Source organism: Pseudomonas sp. 11/12A (assembly GCF_000800055.1).
Classification (GTDB): Bacteria; Pseudomonadota; Gammaproteobacteria; order Pseudomonadales; family Pseudomonadaceae; genus Aquipseudomonas; species Aquipseudomonas mohnii.
Window position 1 is genome coordinate 703,894 of record NZ_JUGV01000001.1, and the last position, 23,531, is coordinate 727,424.

General features: G+C 60.3%; 25 protein-coding genes and 1 pseudogene. 13 read left to right on the forward strand and 13 right to left on the reverse strand.

The features are described from left to right. Window positions 1-150: 150 nt before the first annotated feature. The 3 genes from GQ39_RS03325 (at window position 151) to GQ39_RS03335 (ending at window position 2,844) form a co-directional block, all read left to right on the forward strand. Window positions 151-831 carry a response regulator gene (locus GQ39_RS03325; protein WP_047527280.1) on the forward strand — a complete coding sequence of 227 codons (681 nt, stop codon included), beginning with the start codon at window positions 151-153 and terminating at the stop codon, window positions 829-831. Next, complete coding sequence (locus GQ39_RS03330) at window positions 828-2,153, forward strand: ATP-binding protein (RefSeq protein ID WP_047527283.1); 1,326 nt, start codon at window positions 828-830, stop codon at window positions 2,151-2,153. Before GQ39_RS03325 ends, GQ39_RS03330 begins: the two co-directional genes overlap by 4 nt. Before the next feature lie 205 nt (window positions 2,154-2,358). Further along, window positions 2,359-2,844 (forward strand): GNAT family N-acetyltransferase, encoded by a 486-nt coding sequence (locus tag GQ39_RS03335; RefSeq protein ID WP_047527285.1) that lies wholly within the window; start codon window positions 2,359-2,361, stop codon window positions 2,842-2,844. Window positions 2,845-2,923: 79 nt separating this feature from the next. On the opposite strand, the gene GQ39_RS03340 is transcribed toward GQ39_RS03335, so the two are convergent. From GQ39_RS03340 to GQ39_RS03355, 4 genes are all read right to left on the reverse strand, one after another. After that, complete coding sequence (locus GQ39_RS03340) at window positions 2,924-3,241, reverse strand: hypothetical protein (RefSeq protein ID WP_047527286.1); 318 nt, start codon at window positions 3,239-3,241, stop codon at window positions 2,924-2,926. Further along, on the reverse strand, window positions 3,238-3,780 hold the full coding sequence (locus GQ39_RS03345; protein ID WP_047527288.1) for a hypothetical protein: 543 nt from the start codon (window positions 3,778-3,780) through the stop codon (window positions 3,238-3,240). The genes GQ39_RS03340 and GQ39_RS03345 overlap by 4 nt, the downstream gene beginning before the upstream one ends. Beyond that, the gene (locus GQ39_RS03350) at window positions 3,777-4,976 is read right to left on the reverse strand and encodes a PepSY-associated TM helix domain-containing protein (RefSeq protein ID WP_047527290.1); all 1,200 of its coding nucleotides are present in this window, start codon (window positions 4,974-4,976) and stop codon (window positions 3,777-3,779) included. Before GQ39_RS03350 ends, GQ39_RS03345 begins: the two co-directional genes overlap by 4 nt. A gap of 221 nt (window positions 4,977-5,197) precedes the next feature. Further along, on the reverse strand, window positions 5,198-5,656 hold the full coding sequence (locus GQ39_RS03355; RefSeq protein WP_047527292.1) for a VOC family protein: 459 nt from the start codon (window positions 5,654-5,656) through the stop codon (window positions 5,198-5,200). A 25-nt stretch (window positions 5,657-5,681) separates the two neighbouring features. Here GQ39_RS03355 and GQ39_RS03360 point away from each other — a divergent pair, with 25 nt between their 5' ends. The 4 genes from GQ39_RS03360 (at window position 5,682) to GQ39_RS03375 (ending at window position 8,696) form a co-directional block, all read left to right on the forward strand. Further along, the gene (locus GQ39_RS03360; RefSeq protein WP_047527294.1) at window positions 5,682-5,936 is read left to right on the forward strand and encodes a hypothetical protein; all 255 of its coding nucleotides are present in this window, start codon (window positions 5,682-5,684) and stop codon (window positions 5,934-5,936) included. Between the two features lie 32 nt (window positions 5,937-5,968). Beyond that, window positions 5,969-7,183, forward strand: a complete 1,215-nt coding sequence (locus GQ39_RS03365; protein WP_047527296.1) for an SfnB family sulfur acquisition oxidoreductase — start codon at window positions 5,969-5,971, stop codon at window positions 7,181-7,183. 2 nt (window positions 7,184-7,185) lie between these two features. Beyond that, window positions 7,186-7,851 (forward strand): methionine ABC transporter permease, encoded by a 666-nt coding sequence (locus GQ39_RS03370; protein ID WP_047527298.1) that lies wholly within the window; start codon window positions 7,186-7,188, stop codon window positions 7,849-7,851. A 74-nt stretch (window positions 7,852-7,925) separates the two neighbouring features. Then, a complete protein-coding gene (locus GQ39_RS03375) occupies window positions 7,926-8,696 on the forward strand; it encodes a MetQ/NlpA family ABC transporter substrate-binding protein (RefSeq protein ID WP_047527299.1) in 771 nt (256 codons plus the stop codon). A gap of 175 nt (window positions 8,697-8,871) precedes the next feature. Here GQ39_RS03375 and GQ39_RS03380 read toward each other — a convergent pair whose 3' ends face one another. The 4 genes from GQ39_RS03380 to msuE all read right to left on the reverse strand — a co-directional run bounded on the left by GQ39_RS03380 (window position 8,872) and on the right by msuE (window position 13,053). Next, entirely contained in the window at window positions 8,872-9,975 is a 1,104-nt protein-coding gene (locus GQ39_RS03380) for a sigma-54 interaction domain-containing protein (RefSeq protein WP_047527301.1), read from the reverse strand. Between the two features lie 24 nt (window positions 9,976-9,999). After that, window positions 10,000-11,187: an acyl-CoA dehydrogenase family protein gene (locus GQ39_RS03385; protein WP_047527302.1), complete on the reverse strand. Its 1,188-nt coding sequence runs from the start codon at window positions 11,185-11,187 to the stop codon at window positions 10,000-10,002. A 146-nt stretch (window positions 11,188-11,333) separates the two neighbouring features. After that, the gene (gene ssuD, locus GQ39_RS03390) at window positions 11,334-12,479 is read right to left on the reverse strand and encodes an FMNH2-dependent alkanesulfonate monooxygenase (RefSeq protein ID WP_047527303.1); all 1,146 of its coding nucleotides are present in this window, start codon (window positions 12,477-12,479) and stop codon (window positions 11,334-11,336) included. Between the two features lie 10 nt (window positions 12,480-12,489). Then, window positions 12,490-13,053, reverse strand: a complete 564-nt coding sequence (gene msuE / locus GQ39_RS03395; protein WP_047527304.1) for an FMN reductase — start codon at window positions 13,051-13,053, stop codon at window positions 12,490-12,492. Window positions 13,054-13,542: 489 nt separating this feature from the next. Between msuE and GQ39_RS03400 the strand changes: the two genes are divergently transcribed. The 4 genes from GQ39_RS03400 (at window position 13,543) to GQ39_RS03415 (ending at window position 17,766) form a co-directional block, all read left to right on the forward strand. Further along, complete coding sequence (locus GQ39_RS03400) at window positions 13,543-13,812, forward strand: hypothetical protein (protein WP_047527305.1); 270 nt, start codon at window positions 13,543-13,545, stop codon at window positions 13,810-13,812. Between the two features lie 101 nt (window positions 13,813-13,913). Further along, window positions 13,914-14,528, forward strand: a complete 615-nt coding sequence (locus tag GQ39_RS03405) for a LysE family translocator (protein ID WP_047527306.1) — start codon at window positions 13,914-13,916, stop codon at window positions 14,526-14,528. 204 nt (window positions 14,529-14,732) lie between these two features. Beyond that, window positions 14,733-15,890, forward strand: a complete 1,158-nt coding sequence (locus GQ39_RS03410) for a cysteine desulfurase family protein (protein ID WP_047527308.1) — start codon at window positions 14,733-14,735, stop codon at window positions 15,888-15,890. A gap of 64 nt (window positions 15,891-15,954) precedes the next feature. Next, window positions 15,955-17,766 (forward strand): aminopeptidase P family protein, encoded by a 1,812-nt coding sequence (locus GQ39_RS03415; protein WP_047527310.1) that lies wholly within the window; start codon window positions 15,955-15,957, stop codon window positions 17,764-17,766. Here the strand turns inward: GQ39_RS03415 and GQ39_RS03420 are convergent. Further along, window positions 17,759-18,679, reverse strand: coding sequence for a LysR family transcriptional regulator (locus GQ39_RS03420; RefSeq protein WP_177329317.1), 921 nt, complete (start codon window positions 18,677-18,679; stop codon window positions 17,759-17,761). The two genes, GQ39_RS03415 and GQ39_RS03420, sit on opposite strands and share 8 nt — an antisense overlap. A gap of 103 nt (window positions 18,680-18,782) precedes the next feature. Between GQ39_RS03420 and GQ39_RS03425 the strand changes: the two genes are divergently transcribed. Beyond that, a complete protein-coding gene (locus GQ39_RS03425) occupies window positions 18,783-19,781 on the forward strand; it encodes a zinc-dependent alcohol dehydrogenase family protein (RefSeq protein WP_047527314.1) in 999 nt (332 codons plus the stop codon). Here GQ39_RS03425 and GQ39_RS03430 read toward each other — a convergent pair. Continuing rightward, window positions 19,778-20,368 (reverse strand): annotated as a pseudogene (locus GQ39_RS03430) (2-hydroxychromene-2-carboxylate isomerase). The gene GQ39_RS03425 and the pseudogene GQ39_RS03430 sit on opposite strands and share 4 nt — an antisense overlap. A gap of 36 nt (window positions 20,369-20,404) precedes the next feature. Beyond that, window positions 20,405-21,133, reverse strand: a complete 729-nt coding sequence (locus GQ39_RS03435; protein ID WP_047527315.1) for an SDR family oxidoreductase — start codon at window positions 21,131-21,133, stop codon at window positions 20,405-20,407. Between the two features lie 89 nt (window positions 21,134-21,222). Between GQ39_RS03435 and GQ39_RS03440 the strand changes: the two genes are divergently transcribed. Beyond that, on the forward strand, window positions 21,223-21,783 hold the full coding sequence (locus GQ39_RS03440; RefSeq protein WP_047527317.1) for a TetR/AcrR family transcriptional regulator: 561 nt from the start codon (window positions 21,223-21,225) through the stop codon (window positions 21,781-21,783). A 15-nt stretch (window positions 21,784-21,798) separates the two neighbouring features. Here the strand turns inward: GQ39_RS03440 and GQ39_RS03445 are convergent, their stop codons facing one another. Both GQ39_RS03445 and rhtA read right to left on the reverse strand, forming a co-directional pair. After that, on the reverse strand, window positions 21,799-22,080 hold the full coding sequence (locus GQ39_RS03445) for a hypothetical protein (RefSeq protein WP_047527319.1): 282 nt from the start codon (window positions 22,078-22,080) through the stop codon (window positions 21,799-21,801). 167 nt (window positions 22,081-22,247) lie between these two features. Then, window positions 22,248-23,135 carry a threonine/homoserine exporter RhtA gene (rhtA, locus tag GQ39_RS03450; protein WP_047527321.1) on the reverse strand — a complete coding sequence of 296 codons (888 nt, stop codon included), beginning with the start codon at window positions 23,133-23,135 and terminating at the stop codon, window positions 22,248-22,250. Window positions 23,136-23,531: the final 396 nt, after the last annotated feature.

The window sequence follows — 23,531 nt, forward strand, 5'->3', positions numbered from 1 at the left end:
AAGCCTTGGTTCTGTACAAGTGAAAAGCACAATGGGCGGTAGCGATTAACCGATGATTAACCCTGGCAGCCTTGTGGCGGCAGCACTTGCGGCATAATGTCCGCTTAATCGGTCGCCGGCCTAATCCGCTTTATTTCTGCGAGGCTTTTCATGCACGTTCTGGTTTGCGAAGACGATGAGTTGATCGCCAGCGGCATCGTCGCCGGCCTTTCCGCCCAGGGCTTGACCGTGGAGCATGTGGCCACGGCTTCCGCCGCCCGGGCGATGCTCAAGGTCGCGGAATTCGATGTGATGGTGCTCGACCTCGGGTTGCCTGACGAGGACGGTCTGAAGTTATTGCAGCAACTGCGTCACAACGGCCTGGAGTTGCCAGTGTTGATCCTCACGGCCCGGGACTCGGTCACGGACCGCGTCGACGGCCTGCAGGCCGGTGCCGACGACTACCTGCTCAAACCTTTTGACCTGCGTGAACTGGCTGCACGCCTGCACACCTTGTTGCGTCGGGTGGCGGGACGCAGCGTCAACCTGATCGAACACGGTGCCCTGACCTATGACCCGAGCAGTCGCGAGACCACGCTCGCCGGCCAGCCGGTGGACCTGTCGCGTCGTGAACAGTCGCTGTTGCAGGCCCTGTTGCACAACCGTGGCCGCGTATTGTCGACCGAGCAGCTCAAGGACAGCGTCTACGGGTTCAACGACGAGCTGGAAAGCAACGCCCTCAATGTCCACATCCATCACCTGCGGCGCAAACTCGGCAATGGCATTGTCGAGACCGTGCGCGGCCTGGGCTATCGCCTGGGACCGGCTGATGGTGGAGAACCACAGAAGTGATGAGTTTGCGTTTGCGCCTGAGCCTGACGCTCGGTGCCGCGTTTGCGCTGATCTGGGCGCTGGCTGCGGCCTGGATGCTCAGCGACCTGCGCAATCAAATGATGTTTTCCCTCGACCAGCGGCTGGTGGCCTCGGCGCGGATGGTGGCCGGGTTGATGGAGCAATTGCCGCCCGTGCCGAGCAAGGGCGAGGGCACCCATTTCAGCGCCGAACAACTGAATATCCCCGGTGGCATGGCCTGTCAGGTCAGTTCGTTGCGCGGGGAAATTCTTGCCCGTAGCCACAGTGATCCGGGACAAACCCTGGAAGCGGAGAAAATGGGCTTCCACGATCAGATGATCGATGGTGCGCCGTGGCGCAGTTTCACCTTGGCCCGTGGCGATCTGCGGATCACCACCGCCGACCGGCAGATCGAGCGCGAGGCGTTGAACATGTCGATCCTGCTGGCCGCTTCCGTGCCGGTGGGCGTAGCGCTGCTCGTTTGCCTGTGCCTGCTGTGGCTGGGGATCGGCCAAGGGCTCGCGCCGCTCAATCGCATGCGCGATGCGCTAATGCGGCGCAGCCCTGATTCGCTCGAGCCCTTGCAGGTCCAGCCTTTGCCCAGCGAACTGCAACCCTTGCTGGATACGCAGAATCAGTTGTTCCAGCGAATCGGCAAGACCATCGAGCGTGAGCGCCGACTGACCGGCGATGCGGCTCACGAGTTGCGCAGCCCTTTGACCGCGATCAAGACCCACCTGCAGGTGGCGCGCATGACCGAGGGTGCCGCGCGGGATCAGTCCCTGGCCCGGGCCGAAGAGGGGGCCGACCGCCTGCACCGGACCCTGGAGCAATTGCTGTTGCTGGCACGGGTTGAAGGCAGTCTGTCGTTCGATGACGGCGTGCAATGCAGCGCCGAGCAAGTGGCGAAACTGGCGATACAAGATGCGGCCGGCGGTGATCGCGAGCGTATCCGGTTCGAGGTGCCGGCCAGGTTTTCGCACGCCCCGGTGCAGATGCCCGCCGTGCTGTCGATCGCGGCGTTGCGCAACCTGCTGGACAACGCCCTGCGCCATACCTCTGGCGAAGGTCCGGTGGAGTTGAGTTTGCAAACCAGCGGCGATCGCGTGCAGTTCGTGGTGCGGGATCACGGGCCGGGCATTGCTCAAGACGATCTGCAGCACTTGACCCAACGCTTCTGGCGCAACGGTCAAAGCACCGGCTGCGGCCTTGGCCTGGCGATTGTTCAGGCCATCGTCCAGCGCTGCGGCTGCACCCTGCGTTTCGACAGTCGACCGGACGGGTTGCGGGTTGAGTTGACGATGCCGTTGCAACCGGTCTGATCAACACTATAAGACCCTGTGGGAGCGGGCTTGCCCGCGATGAGGCCCTTACATTGAATCTCAATGTTGGCTGTTTCGCCGCCATCGCGGGCAAGTCCGCCCCATAGGTTGTTTGTCGCACATCAAAAGTAATTTCTCTCCATTGGCCGCCCGGAACTCGCGGGACTATGGTTGGCCACACTCAATGGATTGAGGGCAAAGCGCCATGGAAGCATCCATACAGATCCGCAAGGCCACCCCGGCCGACGCCGGTATCATCAGCCGGATCATCGATCGCTCCATCCGCGTCGGTTGTGCACTCGACCATCGCAACAATCCGCTGACCGTCGCCACCTGGACCCACAACAAAACCATCGAACACATCCAGCCCTGGTTGAGCGACCGACGGCTGTACCTGAATATTGCCCTGTTGCAGGACAAACCCGTGGGTGTCGCCATGGCCGCCAGCAACGGCAAGGTGGTGTTCTGTTATGTACAACCGGAGTGGTTTCGTCGCGGCGCCGGGCAAGCGCTGGTGCAAGACCTCGAGGGCTGGTTGATCAATCAGGGCCAGCAGCAGGCGCGTCTCTATAGCACCAGAACCGGCGAAGGGTTCTACCGGCATCTGGGCTATCGGCCCTGTTCCCGGCGCTTCACGGTCGCGGGTCTGTGTGCCATCCCCATGCACAAAGGCTTGGTACTGCCGGCATAGAAAGCTGATCGAGAGTGCGGTCAGCGGGCTTTTCCAGGTTCAGACCCGGCCCGGCGCACGATCGGCGTGGTTAGGCGGCTCATGGGGTTGCAATGTCCGCCTGATCGATTTCGACCACATGGCCGGGCCCCACGTCGAACAGCACATAAAACTCGGTTTCCGGCTTCTTGAAGGTCAGGGTCGAATCGGCGCCGAGCTTGCCCGACACGAGAATGGTTTCGTCGTAACCGATCACATCCAGGGTCACGCCAGGCGCGCCGCTGCCATCGGAAAAACCGCCCGTGCACTTGATCTGCCCGGCGTCGATGGCTTTGCATTCGCATATCGGGTTATGGGCCAGGGCGCTGGCGCTGAACATCAGCAGTGCGGCGCTCACCTGGCGAATAGGGTCGATCATGGTGTACCTCTTTGTGTGCTCAGCCAGGCGAGGGTGGCGGGGGAGGCCTGGCTCAGAGGAATGGATGCCTGGTGCATCGCGCCGTCCCAACCTTCCATGGTGATCCACAGTTCCGCGTCGGCCCTGGTTCTGGCCGGGATCGGCAACATCGCGCTCATGCGGTACGGCGTGCCGACGAAAATCACCCCGGCGGCGCGCAGGCTGCGCGGTTTACCGATGCGCAGGTAAGTCGCCTTGACCTGTTCGCGGCAGCTGGCGCACAGCGCCGCGTTGAAACTCTTCATGTAGCCGGCCGGGCCATCGAGCTGCGGGGCCTCGTTATGCAACTCGGCCAGGCGCAGGCTCCATGGACCGACGGTGACTTCGCCGATGTCCCGTTCGCCCAGGCCGGTGTCACCCCGGGACAGCGCAGCGTCGGCGAAATACTCGGGCATGAAACCCAGCGGCACCAGCAACAGCAGAACGTTGATGTGAAAGCGCCACTTGTGCCAGAAACGGCTCAACGGCGAACGCGGTTTTTCAGCGGCGACCGGGTTCATTGGCTGACCTGCGTGGACTCATGGCGGATGGTCGCAGCCGTCTGGCTGCGCGACGTTTTGTGGTTGCGCTTGAGGGCATTGGCCGTGGCCAGGGCGGTTCGCTTGGTCCAGATCAACAGGCCGCTGAGCACCATCATGCTCAGCAGCAGGCCGAAGAAAAACCAGATCAGCTTGATCCAGATCCCGCCAAAATCTCCGGTGTGCAGCGGCCGCATGGACTCGGTCACCCACTCCAGGCCCGAGCGGTCCGAGAGCAGGCGTGTGGCGGCGACGTCGCCGGTATAGGGGTTGATGTCCGCGGTCTGGTACATCAACGGATACCCGCTGCGACCGCCCACCGACAGATAGCTGTAGGCATTGTCGGGCAGGCTGACAAAACCCTCGTCGAGTCCGGGAATACGCGCCCTGGCCTGGCGGATCGCGGTCTCCAGGCTGATCATCGGTGCCGGCGAACCATCGGCGCTGAGCGGTACGCTTTCACGGGGTACCACGGCGGCGACCGGTTCGGTGGAGATCGAGATCCGGTTATCGAACAAGAACGCCTGGATCAGGAACCAGGTACTGGTGACGGAAATCACCGCGATGAACCAGATCGACCAGATGCCGCTGAGGCGGTGAAAATCGCCCCAGAAAATTCGCGCCCCGTGACGAATCCGCAGGGTCGGACGAAAAAAGCCTTTCCAGAAACGCTTGTACACCACCAGCCCGGTCACCAGGGACGCCAGCATCGGCAGGCTGAGGAACGACACCAGGTACCAGCCCCAACTGTAGCCATGGGTGAACGGCACCAGCCACCAGCCATGCAGCGCTCGGGTAAAGGCCTTGAAGTCAAAGGGCGGGGCCGTGCCTTGAATGGCGCCGGTGTACGGATTGACGTAGACCGTCGCCGAACGCCCGTCGGGGTAGCTGACTTCCACGTCCAGGGCAAAGTGCGACTCGTCGGGCCGGCTGATGCTTTCGATCAGTGTGTCGGGCTCGGCCTTCTTGATGGCGGCGACAATCTGGTCGTAGTTGAGCCGTGGTGCATCGTCCGAGGGCTGGCTGGCGCGCATGGGCGGGTTGGCCAGCCAGAGAATTTCCTGACTGACCACCGCCAGGGTGCCGGTCACACAGACGATCAGGACAAAAAACCAGATCGGCAGCGCCAGCCAGCTGTGGACCAGAAACCAGATTTTGGAACGGGATTTCTTCGACATGATCAAGGGTCTTGGTTCGATGAGAAGGCCTCTGCCACGGGCTTCGCAGCGATGAGGTCGATCCGGGTCCGGACGCGGCTTTTACCGGCGCGACAGGACTGCATCTAGATAAGACGGATGAACATGGGAAATCCCGAAGAGGGATATGAAAGAAAATGTTTCGTATTTCGAGGGGCGTTTCTTTCGGGAGACTTGTTGCCCCCACGCCACACATGAAATCACTAACCCTGCTGAAACATCTCTTTCGCCCGCTGTTCGATCTGTTCCTGGGTCAGATCTTCCTTGCGCGAGGCCAAAAACCACAGATGGCCATAGGGGTCTTTCAACGTCCCTGAACGGTCGCCATAAAACTGATCCTTGACCTCCGACACCACAATGCCGCCAGCCGCGATAGCCTGCTGATACGACTTGTCCACATCGGTCACATACAAATGCAGTCCCACGGACGGCGACTGGTCCGGATTGCTCAACGGGCCTTGATCGCACGGTGTACCGAGCATGATCGGGCAGTCACCGATGCGCAGTTCGGCATGGCCGATGCCGCCGTCGGGCATGGACAGGCGCATGACCTCAATGGCGCCGAAGGCTTTCTTGTAAAAATCGATGGCTTCGGCCGCTTTTTTGATGCCCAGGTACGGGGTGATGCTGTGATAGCCCTCTGGAATGGGTTTGACGCTCATGATCGTTCTCCCTGATTTGTTGTAGATGGAAGATCTCGTTTCGCTGCTGTTCGGCAGGACTCCCAGTGTAGGTCCTGACGAAAAAGGCGATGTCTTGTGTTTGATCTTCAGCACTCGCCAAGTTCACAAAAAGATCACAGCGCTCGGCAGCAGCGCCACTGTCCGGCAATCAACAGTGAAGCAACAGATTGCCTTGACTTCGGCATTGTCGAACCCGCCAGAACCCGTTGAAGTGCCCGAAAACACGGGCTCTTGCAGTCAGGCACAGAAGCTGCAATGACCTTCGGTAAACACTGGTATCGAGAGTCTTGTATGTCTGAATCTGCCGTTTATCCGATCAACCCGCCGGCCGCCCACCGGATCGCCAGCGAAGCCGAAGCCCTGCGCGTGGCCGAGCATGTCGCCGCGATTCTGCTGGAGCAGGACGCCGAACGTGATCGCACCCGCCAGGTGCCCGCCGATATCGTCGATCTGTTCTCCAATAGCGGCCTGTGGGGCATTACGGTGCCCAAGGAATTTGGCGGAGCGCAGGTGTCCTCCGCGGTGCTGGCGCAGGTGATCGCGATCATCTCGGCGGCCGATCCATCCCTGGGGCAGATCCCGCAAAACCACTACTGCCTGCTGGAAGACATTCGTCTGCAAGGCACGCCGGAGCAGCAGGCGCATTTCTTTGAGTTGGCACTGCAGGGGCATCGGTTCGCCAACGCCTTGTCGGAAACCGGCGGCAAGAATGTGCAGGACATTCAGGCGACCATCCGCCGTTACGGCGACGGCCATGTGATCAACGGACGCAAGGGTTATTGCACGGGGTCGTTGTATGCGCACTGGCTCGCGGTGCTGGCGCTGGATGAAGAGCAGAATGGCCAGTTGGCGTTTGTCCAGCGAGGCACTCAAGGGCTGGTGATCGTCGACGACTGGGACAGCATCGGCCAGCGCACCACCTCCAGCGGCACCGTGCTGGCCGAAGATCTGCACGTCTCGGCGTTCAACCTGTTCCCGACTTATCGTTCTTATGAAAGCCCGACCCTGGCCGGCCCGTTCGCCCAGTTGACCACCGCCGCCATTGATGCCGGCATTGCCCGCGCCGCCCTGCGCGACACCATAGCTTTTGTCCGGCAATTCGCCCGGCCATGGATCGACGCGGGTGTGGAAAGGGCCAGCGAAGATCCGCTGACCATCATTCAGGTCGGTGGCCTGGACATTCGTCTGGAGGCCGCCGAAGCCTTGCTGGAACGGGCAGGACGGGCACTGGACGCGGCGCGCCCGGCACCGGATGAGGACAACGTGGCCCTGGCGTCCCTGGCCGTGGCCAGAGCCAAGGTGCTGACCACCGAGATCGCCATTGAAGCGACTAACAAGCTGTTTGAACTGGGCGGTACTCGTTCGACCCTGAAGAAACACAATTTCGACCGCCACTGGCGTAACGCGCGGGTGCATACCTTGCACGATCCGGTGCGCTGGAAATACCACGTGGTCGGCAACTGGCTGCTCAACGGCGTGAGACCGCCGCGTCATGACTGGTCGTGACCATGGCTGAATTGTTCAAGAACATTTATTGGGCCGACATCGGCCAGGCCTGTCTCGACACCCTGAGCATGCTCGGTGCGGCCCTTGGTTTCACCGTGTTGCTGGGTCTGCCGCTGGGGGTACTGCTGTTCCTCACCGGCAAGCGCCAGTTGCATGAAGCTGTCGGGGTTTACCGGGTGCTGTCGGTGATCGTGAACATGCTGCGTTCGCTGCCGTTCATCATTTTGCTGATCGTGCTGATTCCCCTGACCACCTTACTGGTGGGCACGTCCCTGGGCGTGCCGGGGACCATTCCGCCGCTGGTGGTCGGTTGCACGCCATTCTTCGCGCGGCTGGTGGAAACCGCATTGCGCGAAGTCGATCGCGGTGTGGTGGAGGCGACCCAGGCCATGGGCGCCAACACTTGGCAAATCATCCGCTTCACTTTACTGCCCGAGGCGCGGGGAGGGCTGCTGGCGGCGGTGACGGTCACTGCCATCGTGCTGGTGGATTACACCGCGATGGCCGGGGTGATCGGCGGCGGTGGTCTGGGTGACCTGGCGATCCGCTATGGCTACCAGCGGTTCCAGACCGACGTGATGGTGGTCACCGTGGTGCTGCTGTTGATCCTGGTCCAGGCCCTGCAAATGAGCGGCGACCGACTGGTGGCGCGCTACAGCCACCGATAAACATTCTGTTCAAAACCAAAAATCGGCCCCACGTCCGCCCCACGACGGCCACTCAATCTGCCTAGGAGCACAACATGAAAAAGAACCTGGCCGTTCTGGCTGCCCTGATTTCACTGAGCGTTCACGCCAACGAAAAACTGACCGTCGGCGCCACGCCGGTGCCGCACGCGGAAATCCTCGAATTCGTCAAACCGACCCTGGCCAAGGAAGGCGTGGACCTGGACATCAAGGTCTTCACCGATTTCATCCAGCCCAACCAGCAGCTGGCGCTGAAGAACCTCGACGCCAACTACTACCAGTACCGGCCGTTTCTCGATGACTACAACAAGACCCGCCACACCGACCTGGTGCCGGTGGTCGGTGTGCACATCGAACCGTTCGGGGCTTATTCGACCAAGATCAAAAACATTTCAGAGCTCAAGGACGGCGCCACCGTGTCGATCCCCAACGACCCGGTGAACACTGGTCGCGCCCTGGTGCTGCTGCACGAAGCGGGGCTGATCAAGCTCAAGGACCCGAGCAACACCCTGGCGACGCAACGGGACATTGCCGAAAACCCCAAGCACCTGAAAATCCGTGAGCTGGAAGGTGCGCTGCTCGCGCGTTCGGTGAGCCAGGTGGACCTGGCGTTCGTATTCGCCAACTACGCGCTGGAAGCGGGGATCGACACCAACAGTGCGTTGATCGTCGAGAAGGGCAAGAGTCTGTACGTCGAATTCCTGGTGGCGCGACCAGACAACATCAACGACCCAGGCGTGCAGAAACTGGCCAAGGCGTTGAACTCCGATGAGGTTCGGCAGTTCATTTTGACGCGCTACAAGGGGCAGATTGCGCCGGGGTTCTGATTATCTATTGAGGGCAAGGACGCCATCGCGGGCAAGCCGCGCTCCCACAGCTTTTTGGGTCGTTCACGAAATGTGCAAACGACCCAAACCCTGTGGGAGCGTGGCTTGCCCGCGATGGCCGAGCCGCTATTTCAGGTCTGACCCGGATGCCAATAGCCACGTTCCCGAGCGACTGCTAAATGGACAACTGCATCAAGCGCTCGCCCTGCACGTTTTCCGTCGGTCGTCGCTTGTTCACCGCCAGTTCGCCGATCTTGATCAGGCGCGTGCGGGTCACGTTGCGGCTCAGGCCCAGCAGCGCGGCGGTGTGCACCTGGTTGTAGTGGCTGAAGCGATAGGCCGCCCGCAGCAAGGCGTCCTCGACTTTTTCGTGCAGCGCACCGGCCTGTTCCTCGAACAGCTTTTGAAACGCCCGGTCGAGCAGGGCTTCGGCGCAATCGTCGACCTGGGTGTGGTGATCGTCCTGGCGTTCGATACGCATGTTGGACAGGCGCAGGTCATCACGTTCGATGATGCCGTTGCGGCAAATCAGCAGGGTGTGGTGAATGACGTTTTCCAGCTCACGGATGTTGCCCGGCCAACTGTAGCTGCGCAGTTTCAGTTCGGCTTCTTTGCTGATGGTGATGCTGCCGTAACCGAGACGCTGACTGTAGGCGTCGATGAAGTGACGGGTCAGGGGCAGGATATCGCCGGGGCGATCACGCAGCGGGCTCAGCTCCAGGCTGACCACGTCCAGCCGGTAGTACAGATCCTCGCGGAAATGGCCGGCGTTGATGGCTTTCTCCAGTTGCACGTTGGTCGCTGCCAGCACCCGCACGTCAATGGGAATGCTCTTGCGCGAACCCAGGCGCACCACTTCACGTTCCTGAAGCACCCGCAACAACTTGACCTGAATGGCCATCGGCAAATCACCGATTTCATCGAGGAACAGGGTGCCGCCGTCCGCCTCCTCGAACCAGCCGGCCTTGGCGCTGAGGGCGCCGGTGAAAGCGCCTTTTTCATGGCCGAACAGCTCGGCCTCGACCAGTGATTCAGAGAACGCACCACAGTTCACGGCCACAAACGGCCGGTTGCGCCGGGCACTGAGGTTGTGGATATGGCGCGCCACCAGCTCTTTGCCGGTGCCGGTTTCGCCAATGATCAACACACTGGCTTCGCTCGGGGCGACTTGTTGCAAGTGGGCGAGCAAGGCCTGGGATTTCGGGTCTTCGAACACCTGGGCCGTGGCGCGGATCGACGTGGCCAGAGCGGGCGAGGGCGGTAAGGTCAGCAATTGCATGGGGCACGCTCCTTGGTTGGGAAGCTATGAATAGAAAGTCGGAATCGGCAGGGCCTGGTTCAGCGCCCAGTCACCCAGTTCATGGAGTTTGTAATCCACCGGGTCGTGCAGGGTTTGCGTGCGCAGGTTGCGCCAGTGGCGGTCCAGGCGCAGCGAGGCATGGGTCGAGCGTGCGCCGGTGACTTCGAACAAGCGGCTGCACAGTTCCAGGCCATTGCGCGTGGCGGCGACCTTGGCCGTGGCGATGGCGGTGGCCAGATGTCCGCGCTCTCCGGCGCTCAGGTTCGGGCCTTTCGCCCAAGCCTTGTCGAGCAAATCAGCCGCGCGTTCCACCAACAGTCGGACACCTTCGAGAGCCACCCAGAATTCACCGTAGTGGCCGAGTACATAAGGGTCCTGACTCACTTCCCGGGCACTGGATTTGTGCCATGGACGGGTTTCGGTCAGCGTGTATTGGCGCGCTTCTTCGAAGGCGCCTTCGGCAATGCCGAGGAACATATGGGTGAACGTCAGCTGGGCAATCAGTGGGCGCAGGCAAGCGAACGGCGTGCTCAACGGACCTGGATCGAGCAGCAGTTCTGATTCTTCGACCCGCACCCGTTCAAAGGTGGCGCTGCCGCTGTCGGTCTGGCGCTGGCCCATGTTGTTCCAGTCATTGTGCAAGGTGATGCCGCTGCGACCGCTGGGGATGGCGGCGATCAACAGTTTGCCGCCGGCACTTTCGTCCACCGCCGAAGCGATCAGCATCTCCGAATCGCTGGCGCCGGAGCAGAAGCTTTTCTTGCCGGAAAACTCGCGCCAGCCATCGAGTTTTTTCACCACGGTGCGGGTGTCCAGCGGGTTGAGGGCATTGCCCCAGAACCAGTTCTTGCGCGCCGTTTGTTCAAACCATGGCTGCCATTGTTCGGGGCGGGCGAACAGGCGCACGGTGGCGAGCATCAGGTGATGGAAGCCGAACACATGGGCAATTGAACTGTCGACCTTGGCGAACTCCCGCACGATGGTCAGGGTTTCGCTCCAGTTGGCGCCGAGGCCGCCGAACCGGGTGGGAATGCTTAACGCGAGCAGCCCGCTGTGGCGCAGCGCATCACGCTCGGCCTTGGGTGTACCGCCGCGTTCGTCGCGCTCGACGGCGGTCAGGGCAAATTCGGCGGCCAATTGACGGGCGGTCTGCAATGGGGGGATCAGGGCGCTTTGCGGCTTGGCAGTCACGCTGTTTTCCTTTTAAAAAGACGCAGATCCCCTGTAGGCGCGAGCCTGCTCGTGATGGAGGACAACGATTACACGGGATGTCTGAATGACAGCGTCATCGTTGACGACCAGCGCGAGCAGGCTCGCTCCTGCAGGTAGTGCGTGGGTCAGGCCTTGGTTTTGGTCGGCAGCACATCATTGGCGATCATTTCGCCAAACGGCCCGGTGAGATTGGTGACGCCACGCCCGGCGAGACTCGCGTACGGCTCGGGCAGCAGCGGGAAGACCAGTTCGGCAAAGCGATACGCTTCTTCGAGATGCGGGTAGCCAGAGAAGATGAAACTCTCGATCCCCAGGTCCGCGTACTCCTTGATGCGCGCGGCGACCTGCTGTGGGTCGCCGACCAGCGCCGTCCCGGCACCGCCACGCACCAGGCCGACACCGGCCCACAGATTGGGCGAGATCTCCAGGTTGTCGCGCCGCCCGTCATGCAGCGCGGCCATGCGCCGTTGACCCTCGGAGTCGAAGCGCGAGAACGACTTCTGTGCGGCGGCAATGGTTTCGTCGCTGATGTGTTCGATCAGTTTGTCTGCGGCTTTCCACGCTTCTTCAGCGGTTTCGCGGACGATCACATGCAAACGAATCCCGAACTTCACGGTGCGCCCGTGACGGGCGGCACGTTCACGGACATCGGCGAGTTTCTGCGCCACGGCGGCCGGTGGTTCGCCCCAGGTCAGGTAGACATCGACTTGCTCGGCGGCCAGGTCGTGTGCGGCATCGGACGAGCCGCCGAAGTACAGCGGCGGATAAGGTTTCTGCACCGGTGGATACAGCGCCTTGGCGTTCTGGACCCGCAGGTGTTTGCCTTCGAAGTCCACCGATTCGCCTTGCAATACCCGGCGCCAGATTTTCAGGAACTCGTCGGTGACTTCATAGCGTTCGCTGTGATCGAGGAAGCTGCCGTCGCCACGGTTTTCGTCGGGATCGCCGCCGGTCACGACGTTGATCAGCAAGCGGCCACCGGATAGCCGATCCAGGGTGGCGGCCATGCGCGCCGATACGGTGGGCGAGATAATGCCCGGGCGGATCGCCACCAGATAACGCAGGCGCTCGGTGAGCGGCACCAAGGCTGAAGCGATCACCCATGAGTCTTCGCAGGAACGCCCGGTGGGGATCAATACGCCGTGGTAGCCGAGGCTGTCCGCGGCCTGTGCCACTTGTTTCAGGTAGTTGAGGGTGACCGGGCGTGCGCCCTGAGTGGTGCCCAGGTAATGCCCGTCGCCGTGGGTCGGCAGAAACCAGAAAACATCCATGACGAGTTCCTTAAGCGATTTTCAGCAGATTGTTGGGGTGCACGCCGAACAACGGCGCCGCGCGTTCTGCAGCCAATTGAATGCGGGCCCTGAGCAGTTCGCTGGTGATCTGGTAATTGGAGAAATCGGCTTCGGTGGCATAGACGCCAATCGGCAAGGTCAACGCCTGGAAAAAACTGAACAGGGGGCGCAGCTGATGATCGAGCACCAGCGCATGACGTTCGCTGCCACCGGTGGCGGCCAGCAGTACCGGGGTGTTGACCAGTGCATTCAGATCGATCAGGTCGAACAGGTGCTTGAGCAGGCCAGGGTAGGAACCGCGATAAACCGGCGCGGCGACAATCAGCAGATCGGCGTTTTCAATCGCTTGCAGTTCGGCTTCGACGTCCTCACTCAGTTCCTGGCGAGACAGCGCCGCGCCCAATGGCCGGGCGATGTCACCCAGTTCGATCAACTTGCTCTCGATCGGCAGTTGCTCGGCCAGCTGCGCCAACAGCGCTTGGGTCAGCACCAGGGTGCGGGAGGGACGCCAGGTGCCGCCGGAGACGGCAACGACTTTCAATGGACGCGACATGATCAGTTCCTTTTTAAACAGTTGCTGTGGGAGCAGTGAGTCATCACTGGGCTTTTCCCCATTGAGCAAGAGCTGTACCAATCCCTCGAAGCCACGTTTTACGGGGCTTGCGGCGAGTTGATCAGGCCGCGCTGTTGATTTCTAAGGGCTGTTTGTTGATTGACTGTTGCCTGGCGAACAGTTGCATGAGCAACAGTGCGTCAGCGGATGCCGTTGTTATAAAGGCAATTTGTTATTCCTCAAAAGATCGTTGATTGATATTTATAGATCATTTGGATATATAAGGGGCCCTGTAGAGCTGGGTTGCCAGCGATGACGGCACCTGGAACAGCGCGAAGTTCAGGTCGACACGCCCCCGAGACGGCGCCTGCGGTCTGGCACCATCAGGAAAACTCGATAGCGACTATCGAGCACGATGATTTTTACCCGGCCAAAGGCGCGAGTAGCCTGTGTTCATTGCCCCGAACCCAGATGCCAGGACGCCTGAACATGAAACCTCTGATCGCCACGTTGTTGTTGCTGACCGTCTCCGTTCTCGCCGGATGCGCCAGCCAGACTTCGCCGGAGTTGCGCCCTTACACCGCTGAAGAATCCAGGGAGCTTGCGCTGGAGGCGTTGAATCGCCGGGGTCTGTCCTTCGATGAATACCAAGCGAAAAAAGCTGAATTGCTCGGCGAACCGCAAAAATCGTTCGGCTTCGACAAGCAGGGTGAGATGAACGCCGGACGCGCTGTACAGCTGCACGGTCGCCCGAGCTAAGCGAAAACTGTACTGCCGGAAGTTTTACCCAACTGTCCGTGGGTTTCCCCCGGGGTGTGCGATAGGGTCGTTACCTGATTGACCCTGATGGACTGCCTCCCATGACACTCTCGCTTGATCTGCTGCTGGGCTTCGCCCTGTTCGCCCTTGTCACTTCAATCACGCCTGGCCCAAACAACACGATGTTGTTGGCATCCGGCGTGAACTTCGGCTTTAACCGCACCATTCCTCACATGCTCGGCATTACCTGCGGATTTTTCGTGCTGGTCGTGGCGGTGGGCTTTGGCCTGGGCGCGGTGTTTCAGACGTATCCATTGCTCTACACCGTGCTGCGTTATGTCGGTGCCGCGTATTTGCTGTATCTGGCGTGGAAAATCGCCCATTCCGGGCCGGTCTCGGACGGCGAACAGGCTGGGGGGAAACCCATCAGCTACCTCGGCGCCGCTGCGTTCCAATGGGTCAACCCCAAAGCCTGGATCATGGCCATTGGTGCCATCAGTACCTACACGCCGATGCAGGGTTATTTCACCAATGTCATCGTGATTGCCGCGGTATTCGCCCTGATCAACCTGCCGAGCGTTGGCGTTTGGGCTGCGTGCGGCACGCTGTTGCGCAACGTCCTGAAGGACCGTCGCTGGTTGCGCCTGTTCAACTGGGGCATGGCCGCGTTGCTGGTGGCTTCGCTGTATCCGCTGTTGCTCGAAAGCTTTCGCTGACGCATTGCTTCAACCGGTCGCCCGATGCCTGTTAAGCTCGCTTTTCAGGAGCGTTCCTACGCACTTTTAATGAAGTGGTACTTCTTTAACAGCATCCGATCAGGTATTGGTAACGTTCTGAAACCGGGCGCCGCTCACGAGGCTGCGTGTTGATGTTTACAGTGACGAGCCTCCTGATCCCGGAACACGCTCTGCGAGTCTTTTATGAATAAACGTCCGTTGTATTTCGACTATGCCGCCACCACGCCGGTGGATGAGCGGGTCATCAAGGTCATGGTCGAGTGTCTGGGTTTCAGCGGCAACTTTGGCAACCCGGCATCCAGCTCCCACGCATTCGGCCAACAGGCCCGGCAAACGGTCGAGCAGGCACGGCGCCAGGTCGCCGAACTGGTCGGCGCCACGCCTGAACAGATCGTCTGGACTTCCGGCGCAACCGAATCGAACAACCTTGCCCTCAAGGGCGTTTCCCAGGCCCGCGGCGTTGCCGGCGGCCACATCATCACCAGCCAGATCGAACACAAGGCCATCCTCGATACCGCAAGACAATTGCAGGACGCGGGTGTGGCAGTGACTTATCTGGTGCCTGACGCCGACGGCCTGATCACCGCGCAAGCCGTCAGCGAAGCCATGCGCGAGGACACCTTCCTGGTGTCGCTGATGCTGGTCAACAACGAGCTGGGCACGGTCAACGACATCCCGGCCATCGGCCAGGTGGTGCGCGATCGCGACGCCTTGTTTCATGTCGATGCGGCGCAGGGTGCGGGCAAAGTGCAGATCGATCTGGCGCAATGGCCGGTGGATCTGATGTCGTTCTCGGCGCACAAACTCTATGGCCCCAAAGGCATTGGTGCGTTGTATGTCGGGCCGCGCGCGCACCAGCGTTTACAGGCGCAGATTCACGGGGGTGGTCACGAAGGCGGCCTGCGTTCCGGGACCCTGGCCACTCACCAGATTGCCGCCATGGGCGCGGCGTTCGCCCTGGCGGCAGCTGCGTTCGATGACGAAAAAGCCTTGATCGTGCGACTGCGTGAACGCCTGCTCGGTCAATTGCTGGGTATTCCCGGCGTGCGCCTTAATGGCAGCCCGACCCGGCGCATCCCTCATACCCTGAGCCTGACCTTCAGTGAGGGCGAGTTCAATTCGGCGGCGTTGCTCGCGTCGATCGCGTTTTCCGCGACCTCGGCCTGCAATTCCGCAAGCAATGCTCCGTCCCATGTGCTGCTGGCCCTGGGGCATGACGCGCGTTTGGCGAGTCGCACCATTCGCTTGAGCCTGGGGCGTTTCACCACCGAGCAGGATATCGATCAAGCGGTACAACTGATTAAAACGGCCTGCGCCAGTGCTCCGGCATTCTGGCAGTAGTGCCTCGAAGCGCCGACACCGATCGGCGCTAAACAATAATGATGAGTGGTTAGCAGGAGTCATGATGAGTACGCAGTCTTCGATCAATGGATCGGTGCCCCAGCGCCTGGCGCAAACCCGTGAACTGATGAGCCGCGAGGGCATTCACGCCCTGCTGGTGCCGTCGGCGGACCCGCACCTGTCCGAATACCTGCCGGGTTACTGGCAGGGGCGGCAGTGGTTGTCGGGCTTCCATGGCTCGGTCGGCACCCTGATCGTGACTGCGGACTTTGCTGGCGTCTGGGCCGACAGCCGTTACTGGGAGCAGGCGACCAAGGAACTCAAGGGCAGCGGCATCGAACTGGTCAAGCTGCAACCGGGTCAACCGGGGCCGCTGGACTGGCTGGCCGAGCAAACCCCGGAAGGCGGTGTGGTCGCGGTCGATGGTGCGGTGATGGCCGTGGCCTCCGCACGTACGTTGAGCGGCAAGCTGGAGGAGCGTGGCGCTCGTCTGCGCACGGATATCGATCTGTTGAGCGAGGTCTGGAGCGACCGCCCGAGCCTGCCGAATGCACCGATCTATCAGCACTTGCCTCCGCAGGCGACCGTCAGCCGTGGCGAAAAACTCGCCAAACTGCGGGAAACCCTGCTGGCGCGCGGCGCTGACTTGCATTTCATCGCCACCCTCGATGACATCGCCTGGCTGTTCAACCTGCGCGGCGGCGATGTGTCGTTCAATCCGGTGTTCGTTTCCTTCGCCTTGATCAGCCAGCAGCAGGCAACCCTGTTCGTGGCGCTGAGCAAGGTCGATGCCGAGCTGCGTGCGGTCCTTGAACAGGACGGCGTGACCCTGCGCGATTACAGTGAAGTGGCCGACGCGCTTCGCGCAGTACCGAAAGGGGCGAGCTTGCTGGTCGACCCGGCGCGAGTCACGGCGGGATTGCTGGATAACCTCGACAGCGGCGTCAAGTTGATCGAAGGCTTGAACCCGACCACCCTGGCCAAGTCGCAAAAAAGCCTGGCTGACGCCGAGCACATCCGTCAGGCCATGGAGCAGGATGGCGCGGCGCTCTGCGAATTCTTCACCTGGCTGGACTCGGCACTCACGGGCAGCGAACGCATCACCGAGCTGACCATCGACGAGAAACTGACCGCCGCCCGTGAGCGCCGTCCGGGTTATGTGTCGCTGAGCTTCAACACCATCGCCGCGTTCAACGCCAATGGCGCCATGCCGCATTACCACGCCACCGAAGAAGAACACGCGGTGATCGAAGGTGATGGTCTGCTGCTGATCGATTCCGGCGGCCAGTACCTGGGGGGCACCACGGACATCACGCGGATGGTCCCGGTCGGTACACCGACGGCCGAGCAGAAGCGCGATTGCACCCGTGTGCTCAAAGGCGTGATTGCCTTGTCCCGTGCGCAATTCCCGAAAGGCATCCTGTCGCCGCTGCTGGACTCGATTGCCCGTGCGCCGATCTGGGCCGAAAGCGTCGATTACGGCCATGGCACCGGTCACGGCGTTGGCTACTTCCTCAACGTTCACGAGGGTCCGCAAGTCATTGCCTACCAGGCCGCACCCGCACCGCAAACCGCGATGCAACCGGGCATGATCACCTCTATCGAACCAGGCACTTACCGCCCAGGCCGCTGGGGTGTGCGGATCGAAAACCTGGCGATGAACCGCGAAGCGGGCACCAGCGAATTCGGCGAATTCCTGAAGTTCGAAACCTTGACCCTGTGCCCGATCGACACCCGTTGCCTGGAGCCGTCGCTGCTGTCGGAAGAAGAAAAACAGTGGTTCAATGCTTACCACGCCGAAGTGCGCAAGCGCTTGAGCCCGTTGCTCGACGGTGCGGCACTGGAGTGGTTGAACACCCGTACCGCGGCTATTTGACCGCCTGCAGTTCGGGCGCTGCTTGTAGTGCCTGGCTCATGTAGTCGACAAAGGCTCTGACCCTGGCGGATTGGCGACGATTCGCCGGGGACACCGCATGTATTGGCAGTGATTGCGCGGTGTACTCGCGCAGAATCGCTGTCACTCTGCCGGCTTTCAGATCCTCGCTGAACAGCCAGACCGGCGATAACGCAATCCCCAAGCCTCCCAGCACCATCTCGCGGATCGCCTCGGAGTTATTGCTTTGGGCGTTGCCCTTGATCCGCACCTCGTGAAGCTGTTCGTCGCGCTCGTAAACCCACAGGTTCTGACTGTTCAGCAGGTTGAATAGCAGGCAGTTGTGTTCGCTCAATTGCTGCGGTGTTTGTGGTTGACCGTGTTGCTTGAGGTAGGCGGGAGTTACGACGGTTACCCGGTGGGTGGTGCCGATGTGACGAGCGATCAGGCCACTGTCATTCAATTGCCCGATCCTGAACGTCACATCCAGACCTTCACTGACCAGGTCCTGGTTCTGGTCATTCAGTTGCAGGTCGATTTCAATCTCTGGATATCGCTTGAGGAATGCCGGCAGGCGCGGAGCAATCTGCAAGCGCCCAAAGCTGACCGACGAGCCGATGCGCAGGTGACCGGCGATCATTTCTCTGCCGGATTGGAAACTGTGCTCGGCTGCATCGACGGCGGCGAGGATTTGTCGGCATTCGCTGTAGTAGCGCTGGCCTTCATCGGTCAGGGATAAACGACGGGTACTGCGTGTGATCAGCTTTCCACCCAGTTCGGTTTCCAGGGCGCGCAGTACTTTACTGATGGTCGGCTGGCTGGTCTGCATTTCCCGGGCGACGGCGGAAAAGCTGCCGCGTTCGACCACCCGGACGAAAATGGCCATTGCATTGAGTTTGTCCACGGGATTTCTCATTGATGCCAAATGGGCATGGTCACTATAGCTATTTGGCGTCTTATCGGCATGAGTAGCGTGCTGGAAGATGGCTCTACCACCACCTTTGACGGGAATAGCCGAAATGAATGACTCACTGCATATGCGCGCGCTGATGGTTGACTCTGCTAATGCCCCCCTGCGCCTGGCTTCGATTCAGCGACCGGTGCCCGGAGCCGGACAGGTACTGGTGCGGGTCGCTGCCAGCGGGGTAAATCCGTTGGACGGGAAAATCCGATCGGGGCAGGCCACCCACGCGCGCCAGTCACTGCCAGCGGTACTGGGTATGGATCTGGCGGGCACCATCGAAGCCTCAGGCGAGGACGTCAGTGATTGGCTGCCCGGCGACGAGGTGTATGCCATGGCGACGGGGATCGGCGGTGTCCAGGGTTCACTGGCTGAGTACGCGGTGGTCGATGCGCGTCTGCTGGCGCGCAAGCCGGTCAATCTGAGCATGCGCGAAGCGGCGGGATTGCCGTTGGTGTTGATTACGGCATGGGAGGGATTGGTTGACCGCGCTCGGGTGCGTGCGGGTCAGAAAGTGCTGATTCACGGTGGTGCGGGAGGTGTCGGTCATGTGGCGGTGCAAATCGCCCGCGCGTTCGGTGCCAAGGTGTTCGCCACCGGGTCGATGGGACAGCAGGAAATCATCGAAGGCTTGGGCGCGACCTTCATTGATTACCGCAAGACGTCGGTGGAGGCCTATGTGGCTGAGCACACCGACGGGGAGGGTTTTGACATTGTCTATGACACGGTCGGCGGTGAAACCCTGGATGCGTCATTCAAGGCGGCGCGGGTCTATCACGGTCATGTGGTGAGTTGCCTCGGTTGGGGGCAGCACAGCCTGGCACCGCTGTCCTTTCGCGGAGCAACCTATTCCGGCGTGTTCACCTTGTTACCGTTGTTGACAGGGAAGGGGCGTGAGCACCATGGCCGTATCCTTCAGGAGGCGGCGCGGCTGATAGAAGCGGGCAGTGTGGTGCCCATTCTCGATCCGCACCGGTTCAACCTGGAATCCGCCGAGGCCGCCCATGAGCTGCTCCTGTCGGGAGCGGCGCAAGGGCGGTTGGTCATCGACATTTAACCCAGGGCTTCCACGACGAAGTCCAGACGGTCCTGGCCGAAGAACAGCTGATTATCGACAAACATGCTGGGTGCGCCGAAAACGCCACGTTGCACCGCTTTCTAAGTGTTGTCCTTGAGCGCGGCCTTGATGTGCTCATCGGCGGTCAGGGTCAGCACTTCGTTGGGGTCAAAGCCGTTCTCGGTCAGCACTGCCGCAACCGTGGCCGGTTCGTCGAGGCTGCGACCGTCGACCCAAAGCGCCTTGAACAGGCAATCGATGAAGGTGGCAAAGCGCTCTGGATGGCGCAGCTGCATGCCGGTGACGGCGCGCATGAGCATCAAGGTGTTGATCGGGAAATGCGGGTTGAATTTCAGTGGCACGCCGTAGCGTTTGGCATAACGGTCGAGGTCCTGAAACATGTAGCGGCCCTTGGCCGGGACGGTCGCTGGCGAGGCGTTGCCGGTGGCTTTGAATACGCCGCCGAGCAGGATCGGAATATAGGTCAGCTGGCTGCCGGTTCGCTCACAGATCTTTGGCAGTTGCGTGTATGCCAGATAGGTGGCCGGGCTGCCCAGGTCAAAATAGAATTCCACGGTTTTGCTCATGGTTGATGCTCTCTGCTTATTGTTATTCGGGAGGGCTTACCAGCGTTCGTTCCAGGGGCGCAGGTCCAGTTCAAAGGTCCAGGCGTCGCGTGGCTGGCTGTGCAGGTACCAGTAGTTCTCGGCAATGTGATCGGGATTGAGGATGCCGTCCTGGTCCTTGGTCGCGTACTTTTCGGGGAAGTTGTCGCGGATGAAATCGGTATCGATGGCGCCGTCGACGATGATGTGGGCGACATGGATGTTCATCGGCCCTAGTTCGCGAGCCATGCTTTGCGCCAATGCACGAATCCCGTGCTTGGCACCTGCAAATGCGGCAAAGCCTGCGGCACCACGCATTCCAGCAGTGGCTCCGGTGAAGAGGATCGTGCCCCGTTCCCGTTTGGCCATGCGTTTGGCCACTTCACGGGCATTGAGAAACCCTGAGAAACAGGCCATTTCCCAAATCTTGAAATACTTGCGGGCGGTTTCTTCGAGAATACTGCAAGGCACGTTGGCGCCGATGTTGAACACGAACGCCTCGATGGGGCCAATTTCGCTTTCGATCTGCTCGACCAGTGCGATCACGTCATCTTCCTTGCGTGCATCGCAGGCAAAACCATGGGCCTCGTCACCATTGGCCTTGATGGAATCTACCAGCGGCTGGAGTTTTTCCGCACTGCGCCGTGTGACGCAGGCGATGAAACCTTCCTGTGCAAAGCGTTTGGCGATGGCGCCACCTGTGGCATCACCTGCCCCTACAACCAGTACGACCTTCTTGTTATTCATGGGTAGCCCTTTGATAAACGATCGTTAACTGAACGAACGTTATGCTACGATCGGGCCAGCGTCAAGGCGATCAACTCAGGGGGAAGGCAATGCGTTACTCGGCCAATCACAAGCTGGAAACCAAGGAAAAACTGCTGCAAAGCAGCTCGGTGTCGGCCAAGAAGTCTGGTTTTTCCAGTGTGGGCGTGGACGGCTTGATGAAAGCGATCGGTTTGAGCGGGGGCGCGTTCTACAACCATTTCTCGTCGAAGGACGAGCTGTTCGCGTCCATTGTCGAGCGTGAGTTGCGTCAAAGCCTGGAACGACTGGGGGCTGATCAGGACCGGGATAAACTCGAGCGATGCTTGAAGCATTACTTGAGCATGTCCCACGTCGATCATCCGGAAACCGGTTGTGCATTACCGGTCCTGGGTGCCGAGATCGCCCGTTCCGACGTAGTGATACGGCAGCAGGCAGAGCACTGGATCTGCCAGCTTCAGGAAAGCTGGGCGCAGGTGCTAGAGAGCGACAGCCTGGCTTGGGCCATTCTGTCGCAATGCATCGGGGCGTTGGTGGTGGCTCGGATGCTCGTTACTCCGGAGCTGCAGCGCAGGGTGCTGAAGTCCAGTTATGATGAGACCAGCCGCCAGATTGCAAGTCCGAGAGCCTGACACGGCGGCTTCAAGCTATTTGCAGATGACGATCATGCTGCGGCTTGTATACCCGGCCGGATTGAGGCCAAAAGGGTAATCCCCCGGTTCTTCCACGACATCCCCTGACTTGGCGATGACTTTGTAGCCTTTGGGGGCGCATGAGTTCGCGGCACTCGCATAACACTTGTCCCAGGAAGACGACAGCCCGGAACAGTTGATATGCAGTCCTTTCTTGCCGTGTTTTATCTGGGTTTGGGATGTCGCCGCGCAGCCCGCAACTGCAAGTACGGCGATCAGTATCAAAATTCGTTTCATTGCTGTCCTTGTAGCGTCCCGGGTCTTTTGCCCGGGTTCGGCTGTAATCGCTTTCGCATGAAGCGTTCTGATATCCCTGTCTTGAAAAGTCCATGTTTGTCACTGGGTTGCGGGCCTAAACATGGCCTAATTGAGCGGTAAATACCAGAGTCTCGTCAATTCCTGTATCAATCTGCCGCAACAGCGGGCTTTGCGGTACTGCCCATCGTCATGGTGGCACCGACGGAAGCCAGTATGATGCACAGGATGGCCATCCACTGTGACAGCGACAAGTACTCGTGGAGGAACAGCAACCCTGAAAGGGCGCCAATAGCGGGTTCAATACTCATTAATGTGCCGAAAGTCCTGGCCGGCATGCGAGTGAGGGCGACCATCTCCAAGGTGTAAGGCAGTGCGGTGGAGAGAATGGCGACGCCGAGGGCGATCGGGATCAGTGAGGGGGTCAGCAGCGCGGCACCCGCATGAACAATCCCGATGGGGGCTACGAACAGCGCAGCAATCATTACCCCCAGCGCGGCGGTTTGCACACCATTGTCGGCACCGGCCTTTTGGCCGAAAAGAATGTACAGCGCCCAGCAGGCACCGGCCCCCAATGCATAACCGGCACCCACCAGATCGATGCTCGCTGTGGTTGCTCCTGTGGGAATCAATAGCAGGAGACCGACAGCTGCCAGGGCGATCCATAAAAAGTCGATAGCTCGGCGTGAAGCGTAGATGGCAACCGCCAATGGCCCGGTGAACTCCAGCGCCACCGCGATCCCTAGCGGAACCGTGCGCAAAGACATATAGAAGAGGAAGTTCATTCCGCCCAGCGCCATGCCATAGACGATGACAGTGCGCAGAGATTTTGCCGTGAGCTTCGCCCGCCATGGTCGGAGCAACAGCAGCATGATTACGCTGGCAAAGATCAGGCGCAGAGTGGTGGTTCCCTGTGCGCCGACAATAGGGAACATGCTTTTGGCCAGGGAGGCTCCGGACTGGATCGATGCCATGGCTATTAATAGCAGGCCGACCGAAAACAAGGTCGAGGCAAGGCTGCGAGGCTGATCATTCATTGAGTGGCATCGTCCGAAGGTAGAGAGCTTGGGGTATTGTTCTTGGTAATGGGCAATATACTGCGCAATCGTTGCAGGCACGTCTATATATAAGCGGTGATTTTGTCTGTCTGATAGAAAACCCAAATCAGTGCTTGACGGCAGATTCTGGAAGCCTATAATTCGCCCCACTTCCGGCGCAGTCGAAACGGAAAACTCCTTGATAAACAATGAGTTACGCAGTTTTCGGCAGCAGGTTGCTTCAGGTCATCGAAGTCGAAAGGAAGTTGAAAAAGAGGTGTTGACAGCAGCGAGTAACGCTGTAGAATTCGCCTCCCGCTGACGAGAGATCGAAGGCGCAAGTGGTTGAAGTTGTTAAGGAATCCTTGAAAACTTCTGAAAATAATCACTTGACAG